The organism is Algoriphagus sp. UBA3586 (genome assembly GCF_002376385.1).
Lineage (GTDB): Bacteria > Bacteroidota > Bacteroidia > Cytophagales > Cyclobacteriaceae > Algoriphagus > Algoriphagus ornithinivorans.
In genome coordinates, this window is record NZ_DFMT01000018.1 from 24,890 (window position 1) to 41,630 (window position 16,741).

Genomic DNA, 16,741 nt, shown 5'->3' on the forward strand with positions numbered 1-16,741 from the left:
AATTGATATCAAAAATTTACTTTTCAGAAAAAAACTCAATTAACCACAATATGTTGAATTCGTCTAAAATCCAATCTCAACTTCAAAATCTCAGCACTGATACTCCAGCCCAATTCGGTATCATGACTCCTCAGCATATGGTGGAGCATATGACCATCACAATGAAACTTTCCAGTGGAAGAATCAAACTCCCGGAATTTGAGCCGAATGAAAAGCAGCTAATGCAAAAACAGGCATTGATTTATACTGATATAGAATTTCCCAAAGGAGTCAGAGCACCCAATTCAAATGGGGAATTGCCTGATTTGAGATTTCCGGACTTGGAAACTGCCAAAGAAAAATTAGTACAAAGTGTTCAAGAGTATGAGGAGGCTTTTGAGAACAATCCCAAGTTCAGGTCAATACATCCTCGATTTGGATATCTCACATTCGATGAATGGGAAAAATTTCATCATAAGCATTTCAAACACCATTTTGGCCAATTCGGGATTTGGTAAAACAAAAAGAGGTTAGCGTTTCCACTAACCTCTTTTTGTTTATCTATTTTCAATTAAGCCATTTCCTCTTGATTAGCATATTCCTCCACAGGAATACAGCTACACATCAAGTTTCTATCTCCGTAGGCAGAATCAATTCTTCTGACAGTAGGCCAGAATTTATTGTCTCTTAAATAACCCAAAGGATAAACAGCTTTTTCTCTTGAATAAGGCAGATCCCATTCTCCGATCAATACCATATTGGCAGTATGCGGAGCATTCTTCAATACGTTGTTCTCTTTTTCTGATTCCCCCCTCTCGATTTCTCTGATTTCTTCTCTGATGGAAATCAAGGCATCACAGAATCTATCCAATTCCGCCTTTGTTTCAGACTCTGTTGGCTCAATCATCATGGTACCCGCTACTGGGAAAGAAACCGTAGGAGCGTGGAAACCATAATCCATCAAACGCTTCGCGATATCCTCCACTTCTACTCCAAATTCCTTGAAGCTTCTGCAGTCGATGATCATCTCGTGAGCTGCTCTTCCTTTGGTTCCTGTATAAAGGATAGGATAATGACCGTCTAATCGCTCTTTGATATAGTTGGCGTTTAGAATCGCCATCTTGGTAGCATTAGTAAGTCCATCGCCTCCCATCATCGCAATGTAGGCATAGGAGATAGGCAAGATACTTGCGCTTCCATAAGGAGCTGCTGAGATAGAAGATACTGCCTGAGTACCCCCAGTTTTCACCAAAGGATTTCCTGGAAGGAACGGGGCCAAATGAGCTGCCACACAGATTGGTCCCATGCCAGGTCCACCTCCACCGTGAGGAATACAGAAAGTCTTGTGCAAGTTCAAGTGACAAACATCCGCCCCGATTCTACCCGGAGAAGTCAAACCTACTTGTGCATTCATATTCGCTCCATCCATGTACACTTGACCACCAAATTCATGAATAGTCGCACAGATTTCTTGGATCGCTTCTTCAAATACTCCGTGAGTGGAAGGATAGGTAACCATCAAAGCTGACAAGTCATTTGCATGAGCTGCCGCCTTTTCCTTCAGGTCAGCCAAATCAATATTTCCTTTTTCATCACATTTCACCAAAACTACTTTCATCCCTGCCATTACAGCAGAAGCCGGGTTGGTACCATGAGCTGATGTTGGGATCAAGGCTACATTTCTATGCCCTTCGCCACGGCTTATGTGATACGCACGGATTACCATCAAACCTGCATACTCTCCTTGCGCTCCAGAATTAGGCTGCAAAGAAGTATCGGCAAAACCGGTGATTTCTGTTAACCAAGTTCTCAAATTGGTAAATAACTCCTGATAGCCTAAAGCTTGATCCATTGGAGCAAATGGGTGAATCTGCCCGAATTCCGGCCAAGTTACAGGAATCATTTCTGCAGTTGCATTCAATTTCATGGTACAAGAACCCAAAGAAATCATGGAATGAACCAAAGAAAGATCTTTTGCTTCCAAACGCTTGATATAGCGAAGCATTTCATGCTCTGAATGAAAGCTATTGAATACTGGGTGGGTTAGGTAGGCTGACTTTCTATTCAAAGCTTCTGGTAGTTCCAAGCTCAAGTTGCTTACCAACTCATCCAAGTTTAAGGTATGCTTACCTTCTTCTGTAGCAAAAATATTGACGATGGTTTTAACATCTTCCAGAGTCTTGGTTTCGTCAAAAGAGATGAAGATGGACTCTGACTCGTAACGGAAGTTCATCTTCTCACCCAAAGCCAAGCCTCTTACTCTTTCGCGGGAAACCTCATTCATTTTCACCTCAATGGTGTCGAAGAATGTCTGCTCTCCTACCTGGAGTCCAACTTGCTTCAGAGCCTGAGCAGTTAATTTTGCAAAGCCATGCGTTCTCAAGGCAATATCCTTCAATCCCTTAGGGCCATGATATACTGCATAGAAGGAGGACATCACCGCCAATAGTACCTGTGCGGTACAAATATTGGAAGTTGCTTTCTCTCTTTTTATATGTTGCTCTCTGGTTTGGAGCGCCATTCTATAGGCTTTATTTCCAGCTCTATCGATGGAAACACCGATGATTCTACCCGGAATTTGTCTTTTGAACTCTTCCTTAGTGGCGAAAAATCCTGCATGAGGACCTCCATAACCCATAGGTACTCCAAATCGCTGGGCGGAACCTACGACAACATCAGCTCCCATTTCTCCCGGAGGTGTCAGTAAAGTCAAGGCCAGTAAGTCTGATGCAAAAGCAGTCAATACTTTATTTTCTTTTGCAGCAGCCACTATCGCTGAATAATCTCTCACAGCACCATCAGCGTCCGGATATTGGAACAAAATCCCGTATAATTCCGGATCCGTCACATCCATTTGCTCGATAGACCCAAATACCAATTCAATCCCTACAGGTTCTGCTCTAGTTTCCAAAAGCGCCTTGGTCTGAGGGAAAATTTTCTCGTCTACAAAGAATTTATTCGCATTCTTCTTTTCTCTCGGCTTCACAGAATGAAGCATAGTCATCGCCTCAGCTGCAGCTGTACCTTCATCCAATAAGGAAGCATTTGCCAATTCCATTCCGGTCAATTCACTGACCACTGTTTGGAAATTGATAAGCGCTTCTAATCTACCTTGAGCAATCTCGGCTTGATAAGGAGTGTAAGCAGTGTACCATCCCGGGTTTTCCAGGACATTTCTCAAAACCACTCCAGGAACTATGGTATCATAATAGCCCATTCCGATGAAGGATTTGAAAACTTTGTTTTTGGAGGCGAGTTTTTTGAAGTCTCTCAAAAACTCGGATTCCAGCTTAGCTTTTGGAAGATCCAAAGGTCTCTCCAATTGAATGGATTCTGGAACAGTTTGGTTGATTAATTCCTCCAGGGAAGAGGCTCCGATTTTATCCAACATCTCTGCGATCTCTGCCTCGGTCGGGCCATTGTGTCTGCTCTCAAACTTGACAGCATTAGAAAGGTTAATCTTCATACGAATTGAATGGAAGCTGTAATGAATATTTGGGTTAGAAATACTTTGTCTTTCTGGCGGCAAAGGTAATATTTATCAACAGATAATCTTCTCTAAACCAGTAGAAATTCACCCTCTCAACACTCCTTTCCTGTAAACAGTTTGTGGGAGGCTCAAATTTTTGTATAGCTTAGAGGCCTAAATAAAACTTTATCAAAAAAATCGAGCATGATCCGTGCTTAATAATCGATCATGTAAGAGGAATCGAAGCTTTAAAGCGACGGTTTTTTTGAATTAAAATCAAATTAAAAACTATATGAACAAACGATTTGCGTTGACTGGAGCGCTTGCCTTGGGTTTGAGTCTGGGAGCAATTGCACAAAATCCAGTACAGGTGAAATATGCCAATACAATTACGGCAGAAGACTTGAAAGAATATCTGACCTTTTTGGCATCCGATGAGATGAAAGGTAGAGATACCGGTTCCCCGGAAGGATTGATTGCCGCTAACTATTTGGCGGATTTTTACAAAAGCTTGGGCTTGACAGGACCAGTAGATGGCAGCTATTTTCAGGCAGTTCCTTTGGTAAGCAGCAAGTTTGACAAAGTGACTCTACAGGTAGGCAAGTCAAAACTGGTTGAAAACGAGGACTTCGTTTTCGTGGGTGATGCCAATATGAAGAAAGCCTCCAAAACTGAATTGGTATTTTTAGGCCTTGTTAATGATGAAAATTTGGCCAAAGTAGATGTAAAAGGCAAGCTCGTTGGAATTTGGGCTGTGGGTGAACGCAGTAATAATTTGCTGAATGCAGTGATGGACGCAGGAGCAGCAGGTGCTGTAATTGTAACCATGGAAGGTCAGGCAAATTTTGACAGAATTGCAAACAGATATAAATCACTAGCAGGTCGCGGAAGAGTAGGGTTTGATCAAGCCACCAACCAAAGACCGGTATTCATGGTCAGCTCAGAAAAAATGGGTGAGCTATTTGGTACCCCGGTGGATGTTTTGAAAGAAGCTGCCAAGTCAAATCCTTCCAGCATCAAATCTCAAAAAGCGTCTTATCAGGTAGTGAAAGATAAAACTCCTTTGGAAGCTTATAATGTATTGGGCTTTTTGGAAGGAACTGATAAAAAAGAAGAGGTTTTGGTTATCTCCTCGCATTATGATCACGTAGGTGTAAGCTCTACCGGCGAGGTTTTCAATGGTGCAGATGATGATGGTTCAGGTACTGTGTCTGTGATGGAAATTGCTGAAGCATTTGCCACAGCAGCCAAAGAAGGTCACAGACCAAGAAGATCAATCTTATTTTTGAATGTAACCGGTGAGGAAAAAGGATTATTAGGCTCTCAGCATTATTCTGAGAACCCTATTTTCCCAATCGCAAACACCGTAAATAATATCAATATCGATATGGTGGGACGTATTGATTATGAATATCAAAATGCTGAAAACAAAGACTATGTCTATGTAATTGGTTCGGAGATGCTTTCTACCGATTTGAAAAAAATCAACGAGTATAATAATATCACCTACACCGATTTGATTTTGGATTATCGTTATGATGCGGAGGATGATCCAAATAGATTTTATTACAGATCAGATCATTACAACTTTGCAAAGTTTGATATTCCTGTGATCTTCTTCTTCAATGGAGTTCACGATGATTACCACCAGGTAACCGATACTGTGGATAAGATTGAATTCCCATTGATGGAGAAAAGAGCTCATCTGATTTTCCACACCGCTTGGGATCTGGCAAACAGAGAAAACAGAACCCGGGTTGACGGGACAAACACTAGAACGGATAGATAAAAAAATAGCCCTGAAAATTTTCAGGGCTATTTTTTTTAATTCTTCCTATTCTTCGTCTTCAATTGGTTCCTGTTCTTTTTCTTTCCAGCTTTCTTAGCCTTTACTTTTTCCCCTTTGCCAATATTCTTTTTGGGTTTGGCCTTTTTTTCATGAAAAGCTCCCTTATAATCCGGATTGTCTCTTTGCTTTAGCTTGTCCAGCTCACGGGCATAAATCTGATTCTCCGCAAATGGAGTTTCTGTAATAGTGACAGGCTTGGGAATTGCATATTCAGGCACTTCCATACGAATCAGCTCTTCGATTTTCTCAAAATGCCAAGCTTCCGCAGGATTAATAAATGTGATGGCCTTTCCTTCCTTCTCTGCTCTGCCGGTTCTACCTATTCTATGCACATAATCTTCATAGATCAGCGGCACATCAAAATTGATTACGTGAGAAACCATCGTCACATCCAAGCCACGGGAAGCCACGTCAGTCGCAACCAAAATCCGCACATTTCCGGATTTAAACTCATCCATGGAGTTTATTCTGGTATTTTGACCCTTATTAGCGTGGATTACCCGGATTTCACCAAACTCATTCTTATTTAGAAAATTAAAAACCTCCTCAGCATTTTTCCTGCTACGGGTGAAGATAATCGCCCGCTTCACAGATTCACTGTCTAGCAAATATTCCAAGAGATAGATTTTCGTTCGGATATTTGGTACATAATATTTGACTTGACCAATCGTCTCAGCAGTAGTTGCTGAAGGCGTGATCTCCACTCTTTCAGGAAATTCTAAAAATTCAGCAGCCAAGCGATCTACTCGGGGCGCAAAGGTGGCCGAAAAGAGTAAATTTTGTCTTTTGACAGGAATCACTTCCAAAATAGACCGAATCTGAGGCATAAACCCCATATCCATCATCTTATCTGCTTCATCCAGCACCATGGTTTTAAGCTCCTTGGTGATCATCACTCCTTTTTTGTATAAATCCAAAAATCTCCCTGGAGTAGAAATCACGATATCCACACCTGCCTGGATTTGCTCAATTTGAGTTTTTGGACCAATACCTCCGTATAAACTCACGATTCGTAAATCAGTGTAAGTAGCTAATTGATGGCAAACTTCCTCGATCTGCATGACCAGCTCACGGGTAGGTGCCAGAATCAGGGCTCTCGGAAGATTCCCTTGAGCATATTTGACCTTCATCAGGATAGGTAAGACATAGGCTGCCGTTTTTCCTGTTCCCGTTTGAGCAATTCCCAACACATCATGGCCAGCCAAAGCCAAAGGAATTGCTTTTTCCTGAATAGCCGTTGGAGAAGTGTAGCCAGCTTCGGCCACTGCATTTAGCAATTGCTTATTCAGCTTAAATGCATCAAATCCTACTGCCTCATTGCTCATGATTCCTTATTTTTGGGAAAACTTAAAAGATTGAAGATGAAAAGTATTCTGATCACCGATGCAAATATAGTCAATGAGGGCCGGATCTTTCGGGGAGATATTTTAATCCGGAAAGGAAGAATCGCCAAAATCGGCGAAAAACTGACTCATGAACAAGCAGACCAACATATTGATGCAAATGGAAAATACCTCTTCCCCGGGGTGATTGATGATCAGGTACACTTCAGAGAACCGGGGTTGACACACAAAGGTGAAATTTATACTGAAGCAAAGGCTGGAGTAGCAGGAGGCACCACCTCTTATATGGAAATGCCCAATACTGTTCCTCAGGCTGTAACCATTCCCCTTCTCGAGGAAAAATATGCCAGAGCCAAAGAAGTGTCATTGGCCAATTATTCATTCTTTTTCGGAGGTACCAATGACAATTTGGAGGAAATTCTGAAGCTTGATTTGAAAAATGTCTGTGGCTTAAAGGTATTCCAAGGCTCTTCTACCGGAAATATGGTGGTGGACAACATTGAATCATTGGAAGGGATTTTTAAGCATTACAAAGGGCTTTTGGCCATTCACTCTGAAAATGACCATATCATCGCTACCAATATGGCCGAATTCAAGGCTAAATATGGAGAAGATATTCCGATTCAAGCGCATCCCAAAATCCGTTCAGAAGAAGCATGTTACGATGCCTCTAGCAGAGCAGTTGCTATGGCTAAGAAGTTTGGAACACGACTTCATATTCTCCATATCAGTACTGCCAAGGAATTGAGCCTATTTGATAACAGTTTTCCATTGGAAGAAAAAAAGATCACAGCAGAAGCATGCATCCATCATATGTGGTTTTCGGAAAAAGATTACGACACAAAGGGCACCTTGATCAAATGGAACCCTGCTGTAAAAACAGCCAATGATAGAGATCAGATTTTCCAAGCGATATTGGATGATAGAATAGATGTAATTGCCACAGATCATGCTCCTCATACATTGGAGGAAAAAGATCAGGTTTACACTAAAGCTCCTTCTGGAGGACCATTGATTCAACACAGCTTGGTAGCCATGTTGGATTTTTATCATCAGGGAAAAATCAGCTTGGAAAAGCTCGCTGACAAAATGAGTCACAAAGTAGCCCAACTATTCAGAATCGAGGAAAGAGGATTTATTCGGGAAGGGTATTTTGCGGATTTAGTCTTGGTTGATCTCAATGCTCCATGGACAGTCAGCAAAGAAAATATCCTGGCAAAGTGTGGCTGGTCTCCTTTTGAAGGACATACATTTCAGTCACAGGTGACGCATACGATCGTTTCTGGACATTTGGCGTATGCAAACGGACAGTTTGACGAAAGTAAAAAAGGAGAGCGGCTAACTTTTTCAACAAATATTTAGGACCATCCTTGCGCTGATTAAAGCGAATACTTACCTTTGCCAACCGATTGAGAAATGAGTTCTCAATCCAAAACAAATGGTGATTGTAGCTCAGCTGGTTAGAGCGCTGGTTTGTGGCACCAGAGGTCGCCGGTTCGAACCCGGTCTTTCACCCATAACCCCTCCTAGTGAGGGGTTTTTGCTTTAAATAGGGTGCATTTGGCACAACATTTGACAAATTCAGACCAAACTAAACCAACTTGAGATGTTTACTTTGTTCAAATCCTCACCAAAATTCCCTGTGGTAAAGCCTGTGAATATTCATCAGGTGAGAAGCTACATGGTAAAGTTTGAGGAGTCCTTGCGCAACTTTGAAGAGATTCAAAAAGAGGCAGTTCACTCCTAATTGAAAAAATCAACCAAGGTTATGGCAACATAACCTTAATTTTTGCCCTTTTCATTTTTTCTATCAATACAAAATTCTATTTTAACGGGCTACAATATTAGCCCCTATGAGTTATATCCATTTTGATAAAACCCAGTTGATTAATCTGAATTATTCTCTAGATAGAGAAATCATTCGGACCAACCGATCTGGAACCTATACCAGCACCTCGATAATCGGATGCAACACCCGAAAATATCATGGACTTTTAGTTGCTCCTCAGCCTCAAATCGATTCCCAAAATCATGTTTTCCTTTCAACGGTACATGAAACAGTCATTCAACGAGGTGCAAGTTTCAATCTAGGTATCAGCAAGTATCCTGGTAATTACTCTCCTAGAGGCCACAAGTATCTGGAAGATTTTGATTCAGAGCCTATTCCAAAACTCACCTATAGAGTAGGCGGAGTATTGTTACAAAAAGAGCTAATTCTGGACACCAACAGAGACCGAGTAATGATCCGATACACCTTATTGGAAGCTCATTCCCCTACAAAAATCAGGATTTCTCCTTTCTTGGCATTCAGAGGTTACCACACCCTTTGCAAGGAAAACAATGATATCAACAAAAAATTCGAGAAGGTACCCAATGGAGCAAAATTCAAGCTTTATCCGGTGTATGACCCATTGTATTTACAGCTTTCCAAAAAGAATGAATTTGTCTCGGATCCAAACTGGTATCACAATGTAGAATACATTCTGGAAAGAGAAAGAGGCTACGAATACCAAGAAGATCTATTTGTTCCAGGATACTTTGAATTTGACATAGAAAAAGGAGAGTCAGTGATTTTTTCCGCTGGCTTGACAGAGGCAGACCCCAAGACGAGAGAAAGGGCTTTTGCCAAAGAAATAGCAAGAAGAATCCCTAGAAGTAATTTTGAAAACTGTCTCAAAAACTCTGCTTCCCAATTTATCAGAAGAAGAAATGGGGACACAAGAATCATTGCAGGTTACCCATGGTTTGGTTGGTGGGGAAGGGACACATTCATTGCTGCTCCTGGATTGACACTAGCTAATGGAGATTCTGAAACATTTTTGGAAATCATGGATACCATGTCCAAAGATCTCAAAGGTCCCTTATTCCCGAATGTGGGAAGCGGAACCTACACCAATATGAATTCCATGGATGCTCCTCTCTGGTTCTTTTGGTCATTGCAACAATACATTCAATTTACGGGAGACAGTAAAACCGTTAAAAAGAGATACCTTGATAAACTTAAAGGAATCATAGACGGATACAGGGCTGGAACTGACTTCAATATCCACATGCTGGATAATGGGCTGATTTATGGAGGAGAAGAAGGAATCTGTCTCACTTGGATGGATGCGGTAACTCCAGATGGTCCGGTGACTCCAAGAACAGGATGTCCTGTTGAGATTCAGGCCTTGTGGTACAATGCCTTATGCTTTTATCATAAATTAACAGGAGATCAGGAAATAGCCGAGTTGGCGGAAAAAGTAAAATCATCTTTCGAGGCCGAATTTTGGGATGAGGAAAAAGGCTATTTGGCTGATGTGGTTCAAGGAAATGAAAAAGACTGGTCCATTCGTCCCAATATGGTTTTCGCCACTTCCTTACCTTATACTATGCTCAGCGAAGGACAGAATGATCAGATCTTGGAACTGGCAAAGTCCAATCTTTTAACGACCAGAGGCCTGAGAACTTTAGCGCCGGATGACCCGGCATATAAAGGATATTATTTTGGGGACCAGATCAGCCGTGATCAAGCTTATCATAATGGAACGGTTTGGGTTTGGCCGATGGGCCATTTCGTAGAAGGCTATATCAAGCTTCACGGGAAGTCTGCCAAGAATTTTATAGGAAAAATTATTAAAGGATTTGATGGTGTCATGACACAATATGGTGTTGGAACAGTTGCCGAGATCTTTGACGGAGATCCTCCACATAGACCAAAGGGAGCTGTATCTCAAGCCTGGAGTGTTGCGGAACTGCTGAGAATGATGGAATTGGTCAAGAGTTTATAAATAGATTATGAAAGTTTTAATGTTCGGTTGGGAATTCCCACCACATATTTCTGGAGGACTAGGAACAGCCTGTTATGGATTGGTCAAGGGATTGGCCCATCATAATCAGGATATCATTTTTGTAGTCCCAAAATTATGGGGAGATGAAGAACCCCTGGCTGATTTTGTCAATGCAAGTGATGTATCCATCGATTATCGGGAACGAAAATTCAAGAAAATCTGGAAGAATCTGACCTATCTGGAGGTTAGTAGTTTTTTGGTGCCTTACCTGGGCCCTGAGGAATATAAAAAGTTCACGGATTATGCCATTCATGACAGAACAGATGTAGACGAAAGTATTTTTACTACCAAATATGAGTTCAGTGGAAAGTATGGCAAAAACCTCATGGAGGAAGTAAGCCGATATGCTTTAACTGCTGCTCAGATCGCCAGAGACAGAGATGATTTCGAAATTATCCATGCACATGACTGGTTATCTTTCCCTGCAGGTATCGCGGCCAAAGAGATATCAGGAAAGCCATTGGTAGCCCATGTGCACGCTACAGAATTTGACCGCTCAGGCCAATCTGTTAACCAGCCTGTTTATGATATAGAAAAAGCAGGTATGGAAGCTGCTGACCACGTTTTAGCAGTAAGCCAACTGACCAAAAATATTATCATCAATAAATACGGAATTCCTGCTGAGAAAGTCAGTGTCCTTCACAATGCGGTATTGGATGCAAGCATTATCAAATCCAAATACAACAAGAAGGTTCCTGAAAAAATCGTGACCTTCCTAGGAAGAATTACTTTCCAAAAAGGTCCTGAATACTTTGTAGAAGCCGCAAAGAAGGTACTAGACAGAGATCCAAATGTGCGCTTTGTCATGGCAGGATCCGGAGACTTACTCAATAGGATGATTGATCGGGTAGCCGAGCTGAGGATGGCTTCCAAATTTCACTTTACCGGATTTTTAAAAGGGGACGATGTGGATCATATGTATGCCATTTCGGATGTGTATGTGATGCCTTCTGTATCTGAACCCTTTGGCATATCTCCCCTGGAGGCTGTGAGGCACAATACTCCCGTTATCATATCCAAGCAGTCAGGTGTTGCAGAGGTTTTGGTCAATGCAATCAAAATTGATTTCTGGGACATTGACGCAATGGCGGATTCCATTTTTGCCTTACTGCATTATGATGGTATTTCCAGGATGTTCAAGGAAATGGGAAGCCAAGAACTTAAAAAATTAAAATGGGAACATGTGGCTGCCAAATTGGTCACTGTCTATGAAAAAACTTTATCCACGAGACCATGAGAACTATCTGTTTTTACTTTCAGGTTCATCAACCCTACCGATTAAAACCTTATCGTTTTTTTGATATTGGAGAGGACCACTATTACTGGGATGACTTCCTGAATCGAAGTGTAATTCGAAAAGTAGCTCAAAAATGCTACCTGCCAATGAATGCTTTACTATTGGAATTAATCCAGAAGCATCACGGGGCATTTAAAGTGACTTTTTCTTTTTCAGGAACTTTCATGGATCAATTGGAGGCTTATGCACCCGATGTATTGGAAAGCTTTCAGCGTTTGGTGGCAACCGGACAAGTAGAATTACTGAATGAAACTTATGGTCACTCCTTGGCAGCTCTGAAAAGTAAGGAAGAGTTTGCCGGAATGGTCAAGCAACATCAGGATAAAATCAAGCAGCTTTTCAATGGGTACCAACCCAAGGTATTCAGAAACACTGAGCTGATTTATTCAGATAAAATCGGAGCCATGGTAGCCGATTTAGGCTACAAAGGAATATTGACGGAAGGTGCCAAGCACGTGCTGGGCTGGAAAAGTCCCAATTACGTGTACCAAAACTCCATCAATTCCGACCTCAAAGTATTGCTTAAGAATTTCCGGCTTTCAGATGATATTGCCTTCCGTTTTAGCAATAAAACATGGGAAGACTATCCATTGACTACAGACAAATTCATCAATTGGATTAATGCTATTCCTCAAAGCGAGCAGGTCTTAAACCTCTTTATGGACTATGAAACCTTTGGAGAACATCAGTGGGCCGAAACCGGAATCTTTGATTTCATGAGAGCTTTACCTGAAGCTGTATTCAAACATACAAATTTTGGTTTCTCCACTCCTTCTGAGGTAATTGATAAAGTCCCTGCAGTCAGCCCTATTCACGTGCCAATTCCTATCTCATGGGCAGATGAAGAAAGAGATTTGACTGCCTGGCTTGGAAATGATCTACAGGACGAGGCTTTTGACAGATTGTATGAATTAGAAGCCATGGTCAAAAAGACCAAGGACCCGGATTTGATGAGAGACTGGAATTATTTACAGACTTCAGATCACTTTTATTACATGTGTACCAAATTCTTCTCTGACGGAGATATCCACTCCTACTTTAGCCCATATGACACTCCTTATGATGCATTTATCAACTATATGAATGTACTGAGTGACTTTGTATTGAGAGTCAAAGGAAAAATTAAGGAATTAGAAAAAGCATGAAAAAAGGCCGTCGATGACGGCCTTTTTTTGATCTCAATAATATCTTTTACGGATATCCGCTTTCTTACCAGTATTGACAAAAATATGGCCTATTGTCTGCTGAAAAGATCAGAATCCCGAAGCTTCGGTCTTCGGTCTTCCAACCAGTCAAGCAAGGAAAATAAGGCAACTGGCATGATCGCGGATAATCAGATTATCTTAATGGACTTTCCTAAATCAATAACTCTCGGAATCATTCGGGAAATCCTTGTTTTTTACATCCCTGATATAATTTTTAAAGGCATCAGTCATTACTTGTTGCAAATCAGCATATTGCCTCAAAAATCTGGGTTTAAACTCCTGAGTAATCCCCAGCATATCATGCATTACCAAAACCTGCCCATCTACATTTGGTCCGGCCCCAATTCCTATAACCGGGATTTGAACTGACTCTGCGACTTTCTTCGCCAAAGAGGCTGGAATTTTTTCTAGAACAATGGCAAAGCAACCGCATTCTTCCAAAATTTTCGCATCCTCCAATAGCTTTTTAGCTTCTGCCTCTTCCTTCGCTCGAACCGTATAAGTCCCAAATTTATAGATGGATTGGGGAGTCAATCCCAAATGCCCCATCACAGGAACACCGGCACTCAAAATTCTACTCACAGACTCCTTGATTTCGGCTCCGCCTTCGACTTTTACTGCATGGGCTCCAGACTCCTTCATGATTCGAATAGCCGATCTCAAAGCCTCAGAGCTATTACCCTGATAGTTTCCAAATGGAATATCCACTACCACAAAAGATCTTTTGACCGCTCTAACCACTGAGCTCGCATGATAAATCATTTGATCCAGCGTAATTGGTAAAGTAGTCTCGTGTCCGGCCATCACATTGGAAGCGGAGTCACCCACAAGAATGATATCTATTCCAGCAGCATCAACAATAGTTGCCATAGAAAAATCATAGGCTGTAAGCATGGAGATTTTTTCTCCACGTTCTTTCATTTCCTGCAGAATATGGGTGGTGATCCTTTTGATATTAGCCGATGAGTGAACAGACATGAAATATTAGTGAAGGTGAACGAAATAATTTTCTTCGGATAAATCTACTTTAATATGCTCGTTAAGGGTAGTAGAGAGCTCATAACCTGTATAATCAGGTCGAATTGGAAAAAGGCCATGAGCACGATTCACTAATACGGCCAATTCCATTTTGTCAATATCTTCTTCCAAAAATGGCTTGATTGCATAAACAATAGTTCTACCCGTATTCAATACATCATCCACAACGATGAGAGTTTTGCCGGAAAGAACTACCGATTGTGACAGTTCTACTTTAGAATGTGCGATGTCGGATTTATCCAAAACTATCTCCACTTCTTCCACTGCTAGATTCGAGATGCTTTTAAGCTCTTTTGCCAGAAGCTGAGACAGAATTAGCCCCATTCCACTGATACCTGCAAAGACAACTCCAGATGAATAGAGATTTCTCTCGTAGATTTCGTATGCCATCCGGGTGATCTTTTTCCGGATTTGTTGGTGATTGAGTACTTCGCTCATGATTTGTTTTAAAAATGAAAATTAGGCCAATTTACCCTGCTTTCAAAATTATGACTTAACGGTGTGAATCTTCTTCATTTAAAATGTTCACATAACTTTCGTATCTGTAGGGGTGAATGTATCCTTCTTCCAGTTGTTTGAGAATTTTACATCCCGGCTCATTTACATGCTGGCAGTTATTATACTTACACTCTCCCAAATGCGCCCTCATCTCAGGAAAGTAATGAGAAAGCTCATATTCTTCGATTTCTAATATTCCAAATTCTTTGATTCCGGGAGTATCTATCAAGTCTCCTCCTTCTTTGAGAAAAAACATTTCTGCAAAGGTGGTTGTGTGAACCCCCTTACTGCTGTAGCCTGAGACTTCTTTGGTTTCCTGTCTTGCATCAGGAATTAACCTGTTCAATAAAGTAGATTTCCCCACACCAGAATGACCTGAGATTAGAGTGGATTTTCCTTGAAGGTGAGGAATCAGAAGATCCTTCAATTGCTGGTTTTCCAGGGCTGAAACCTCGACCACAGGATATCCCAATGGTTCATATATTTCATGAATATCCTGCAGCCAATCTTGAGCGTCTTCCCCTTCCATCAAGTCCATCTTGTTTACCACTAAAATGGCGGGAATTCTAAAACTCTCCGTGCTTACCAAAAACCTGTCAATAAAGCCAAGAGAGGTTCTGGGGTTTTTCATGGTTATCACCAACATGGCTTGGTCGAGGTTGCTGGCAATGATGTGAGAAAAATGCTGCTTCCGGGTGGATTTTCTAATCACATAATTTTCTCTGGGAAAAATTTCCCGAATCACTCCAGTAGCCTGACCTTCTTCTAAATCCAAGCCTACCCAATCGCCCACCGCAATGGGGTTGGTTAGTTTGAGTTCATCTTGTTTGAACTTTCCTTTAAGTCTGGCCTGAATCATCTCTAGGTCAACCTGTACAGTATACCAGCTCCCTGTAGACTTGATCACTCTCCCTTTCATGATTTCAGATATTTAGAGGTATAGGCAAGAATTTTAGCAGATGCCCCTAGCTGAGACTCAACCCAGTTTTTAGCGGCTTGTCTTGCATTTTGCATAAATAAGGGGTTTTTGAGAGCATCAAATTTTTCATTTAACTCCTCTCCATCCCTAACTGAAAACCCACAGCCCTGAGCTATTGCTTCTTCAGCTTCCGGAAATTTATTTACTTTTCTTACTTTCCCAAAGATAACAGGAACACCAAAACCTATGGGTTCGAGGATATTGTGTAACCCTTCTCCAAATGCACCTCCTACATAAGCGATTGTGGCATATTGGTAAAGCCTGCTGAGCATCCCAATATTATCGATAATTAAAATAGGGGATTTCTCAGTTTGATCCCATTGAGAATAAAAAAGCGTCTTAGTCTGAATTTGATTACCCCAAGTTTGAAGATGCTTTGACTTAATATCATGAGGAGCAATGATAATTTGATAGTCCGAATTGGAATTGATAAGCGGAATCAACAAGTCCATATCCTCCTCCCAAACAGAACCTAATACCATGACTTTTGAATCTCCCACCCATTTAGTGATCTCTGGGAACTCTTTTGCCATCATCGCATTCTCAGCAACTCTATCAAACCTGGTGTCACCTGAAAGGCTGTGATTTCTATAGCCTATTTGATTCAAAAGGGATTGACTGTGCTCATTTTGACAGAAAATATGATTAAAGCTTAAAATCGGAGTCCGAAAGAAGCCTTTCCTCGTAAAGTAAATTTGATCATCTCTAAATGAGGCGGCAATCAGAAATGTAGGGATCTTCTTTTGATTCAAACATTGAAGAAAATTAAACCACAAGTCATATTTCACAAAAAAGCTCACCTTCGGCTGAAGAATACCCAGATATCTTGCGGCATTTTTACCTGTATCTATCGGTAAATAACCAATGTAATCCACCTCATTTGGGGACTTTTTTTGAGTTGGAATAAATCCGGAGGGGCTATAAAAACTTACCGCTATCAAGTGATTAGGAAAGCTGTGCTTTAATCCGGAGATGACAGGTTTAGCCTGTTCAAATTCTCCCAGCGAGGCAACATGGAACCATATTAAGGGCCCAGAGTTAGCTTTTCTAAAACTTTCCAGATCTGTAAATAGATTTTTACGGCCTTTGTAAAAAAGTTGAATCTTTTCGGAAAACAATGAAATCAGAGGCAATGCAAAACTCAATAAATGCATTCCAAGATTATATACCCACTTCATCTTTCAAAATTAGGCTTTAATCCCAAAATTCCTTTGTTTCACGTTTTTGGAAAAGGAGTTTCTTCAGCTTTCTTCA

13 protein-coding genes and 1 tRNA gene are annotated in these 16,741 nt (G+C 41.1%); 8 read left to right on the forward strand and 6 right to left on the reverse strand.

Annotation, left to right across the window (positions count from 1 at the left end; all coding sequences use genetic code 11):
* Positions 1-50 precede the first annotated feature (50 nt).
* Positions 51-497 carry a hypothetical protein gene (locus B2906_RS06760; protein WP_091655462.1) on the forward strand — a complete coding sequence of 149 codons (447 nt, stop codon included), beginning with the start codon at positions 51-53 and terminating at the stop codon, positions 495-497.
* A gap of 53 nt (positions 498-550) precedes the next feature.
* On the opposite strand, the gene gcvP is transcribed toward B2906_RS06760, so the two are convergent.
* Positions 551-3,445: an aminomethyl-transferring glycine dehydrogenase gene (gene gcvP / locus B2906_RS06765; RefSeq protein ID WP_219957804.1), complete on the reverse strand. Its 2,895-nt coding sequence runs from the start codon at positions 3,443-3,445 to the stop codon at positions 551-553.
* A 295-nt stretch (positions 3,446-3,740) separates the two neighbouring features.
* On the opposite strand from gcvP, the gene B2906_RS06770 reads away from it, so the two are divergent.
* Positions 3,741-5,237 carry a M28 family metallopeptidase gene (locus B2906_RS06770; protein WP_219957803.1) on the forward strand — a complete coding sequence of 499 codons (1,497 nt, stop codon included), beginning with the start codon at positions 3,741-3,743 and terminating at the stop codon, positions 5,235-5,237.
* 35 nt (positions 5,238-5,272) lie between these two features.
* On the opposite strand, the gene B2906_RS06775 is transcribed toward B2906_RS06770, so the two are convergent.
* On the reverse strand, positions 5,273-6,622 hold the full coding sequence (locus B2906_RS06775; protein ID WP_286936238.1) for a DEAD/DEAH box helicase: 1,350 nt from the start codon (positions 6,620-6,622) through the stop codon (positions 5,273-5,275).
* 36 nt (positions 6,623-6,658) lie between these two features.
* Between B2906_RS06775 and B2906_RS06780 the strand changes: the two genes are divergently transcribed.
* From B2906_RS06780 to B2906_RS06805, 6 genes are all read left to right on the forward strand, one after another.
* A complete protein-coding gene (locus B2906_RS06780; RefSeq protein WP_286936241.1) occupies positions 6,659-8,002 on the forward strand; it encodes a dihydroorotase in 1,344 nt (447 codons plus the stop codon).
* Between the two features lie 78 nt (positions 8,003-8,080).
* Positions 8,081-8,156, forward strand: a tRNA-His gene (locus B2906_RS06785).
* A gap of 90 nt (positions 8,157-8,246) precedes the next feature.
* The gene (locus B2906_RS06790; RefSeq protein WP_175557941.1) at positions 8,247-8,387 is read left to right on the forward strand and encodes a hypothetical protein; all 141 of its coding nucleotides are present in this window, start codon (positions 8,247-8,249) and stop codon (positions 8,385-8,387) included.
* A 106-nt stretch (positions 8,388-8,493) separates the two neighbouring features.
* Positions 8,494-10,410, forward strand: a complete 1,917-nt coding sequence (locus B2906_RS06795; RefSeq protein ID WP_286936254.1) for an amylo-alpha-1,6-glucosidase — start codon at positions 8,494-8,496, stop codon at positions 10,408-10,410.
* A gap of 7 nt (positions 10,411-10,417) precedes the next feature.
* Positions 10,418-11,707: a glycosyltransferase family 4 protein gene (locus tag B2906_RS06800; protein WP_286936256.1), complete on the forward strand. Its 1,290-nt coding sequence runs from the start codon at positions 10,418-10,420 to the stop codon at positions 11,705-11,707.
* Positions 11,704-12,912, forward strand: coding sequence for a glycoside hydrolase family 57 protein (locus tag B2906_RS06805; RefSeq protein ID WP_219957798.1), 1,209 nt, complete (start codon positions 11,704-11,706; stop codon positions 12,910-12,912). The genes B2906_RS06800 and B2906_RS06805 overlap by 4 nt, the downstream gene beginning before the upstream one ends.
* 216 nt (positions 12,913-13,128) lie before the next feature.
* Here the strand turns inward: B2906_RS06805 and panB are convergent, their stop codons facing one another.
* The 4 genes from panB to B2906_RS06825 are packed head-to-tail and all read right to left on the reverse strand — an operon-like array spanning position 13,129 to position 16,665.
* A complete protein-coding gene (gene panB, locus B2906_RS06810) occupies positions 13,129-13,950 on the reverse strand; it encodes a 3-methyl-2-oxobutanoate hydroxymethyltransferase (RefSeq protein ID WP_286936258.1) in 822 nt (273 codons plus the stop codon).
* A gap of 6 nt (positions 13,951-13,956) precedes the next feature.
* Positions 13,957-14,448 carry a phosphoribosyltransferase family protein gene (locus tag B2906_RS06815; protein ID WP_091655473.1) on the reverse strand — a complete coding sequence of 164 codons (492 nt, stop codon included), beginning with the start codon at positions 14,446-14,448 and terminating at the stop codon, positions 13,957-13,959.
* Between the two features lie 55 nt (positions 14,449-14,503).
* A complete protein-coding gene (gene rsgA / locus B2906_RS06820) occupies positions 14,504-15,427 on the reverse strand; it encodes a ribosome small subunit-dependent GTPase A (protein WP_219957796.1) in 924 nt (307 codons plus the stop codon).
* Positions 15,424-16,665, reverse strand: coding sequence for a 3-deoxy-D-manno-octulosonic acid transferase (locus B2906_RS06825; protein WP_219957795.1), 1,242 nt, complete (start codon positions 16,663-16,665; stop codon positions 15,424-15,426). Before B2906_RS06825 ends, rsgA begins: the two co-directional genes overlap by 4 nt.
* Positions 16,666-16,741 lie beyond the last annotated feature (76 nt).

What these genes read in the sequence shown, in the direction of transcription:
- B2906_RS06760 (WP_091655462.1), top strand. Translation starts at nt 51, where the DNA reads ATGTTGAATTCGTCTAAAATCCAATCTCAACTTCAAAATCTCAGCACT.
- gcvP (WP_219957804.1), bottom strand. Translation starts at nt 3,445, where the DNA reads ATGAAGATTAACCTTTCTAATGCTGTCAAGTTTGAGAGCAGACACAAT.
- B2906_RS06770 (WP_219957803.1), top strand. Translation starts at nt 3,741, where the DNA reads ATGAACAAACGATTTGCGTTGACTGGAGCGCTTGCCTTGGGTTTGAGT.
- B2906_RS06775 (WP_286936238.1), bottom strand. Translation starts at nt 6,622, where the DNA reads ATGAGCAATGAGGCAGTAGGATTTGATGCATTTAAGCTGAATAAGCAA.
- B2906_RS06780 (WP_286936241.1), top strand. Translation starts at nt 6,659, where the DNA reads ATGAAAAGTATTCTGATCACCGATGCAAATATAGTCAATGAGGGCCGG.
- B2906_RS06790 (WP_175557941.1), top strand. Translation starts at nt 8,247, where the DNA reads ATGTTTACTTTGTTCAAATCCTCACCAAAATTCCCTGTGGTAAAGCCT.
- B2906_RS06795 (WP_286936254.1), top strand. Translation starts at nt 8,494, where the DNA reads ATGAGTTATATCCATTTTGATAAAACCCAGTTGATTAATCTGAATTAT.
- B2906_RS06800 (WP_286936256.1), top strand. Translation starts at nt 10,418, where the DNA reads ATGAAAGTTTTAATGTTCGGTTGGGAATTCCCACCACATATTTCTGGA.
- B2906_RS06805 (WP_219957798.1), top strand. Translation starts at nt 11,704, where the DNA reads ATGAGAACTATCTGTTTTTACTTTCAGGTTCATCAACCCTACCGATTA.
- panB (WP_286936258.1), bottom strand. Translation starts at nt 13,950, where the DNA reads ATGTCTGTTCACTCATCGGCTAATATCAAAAGGATCACCACCCATATT.
- B2906_RS06815 (WP_091655473.1), bottom strand. Translation starts at nt 14,448, where the DNA reads ATGAGCGAAGTACTCAATCACCAACAAATCCGGAAAAAGATCACCCGG.
- rsgA (WP_219957796.1), bottom strand. Translation starts at nt 15,427, where the DNA reads ATGAAAGGGAGAGTGATCAAGTCTACAGGGAGCTGGTATACTGTACAG.
- B2906_RS06825 (WP_219957795.1), bottom strand. Translation starts at nt 16,665, where the DNA reads ATGAAGTGGGTATATAATCTTGGAATGCATTTATTGAGTTTTGCATTG.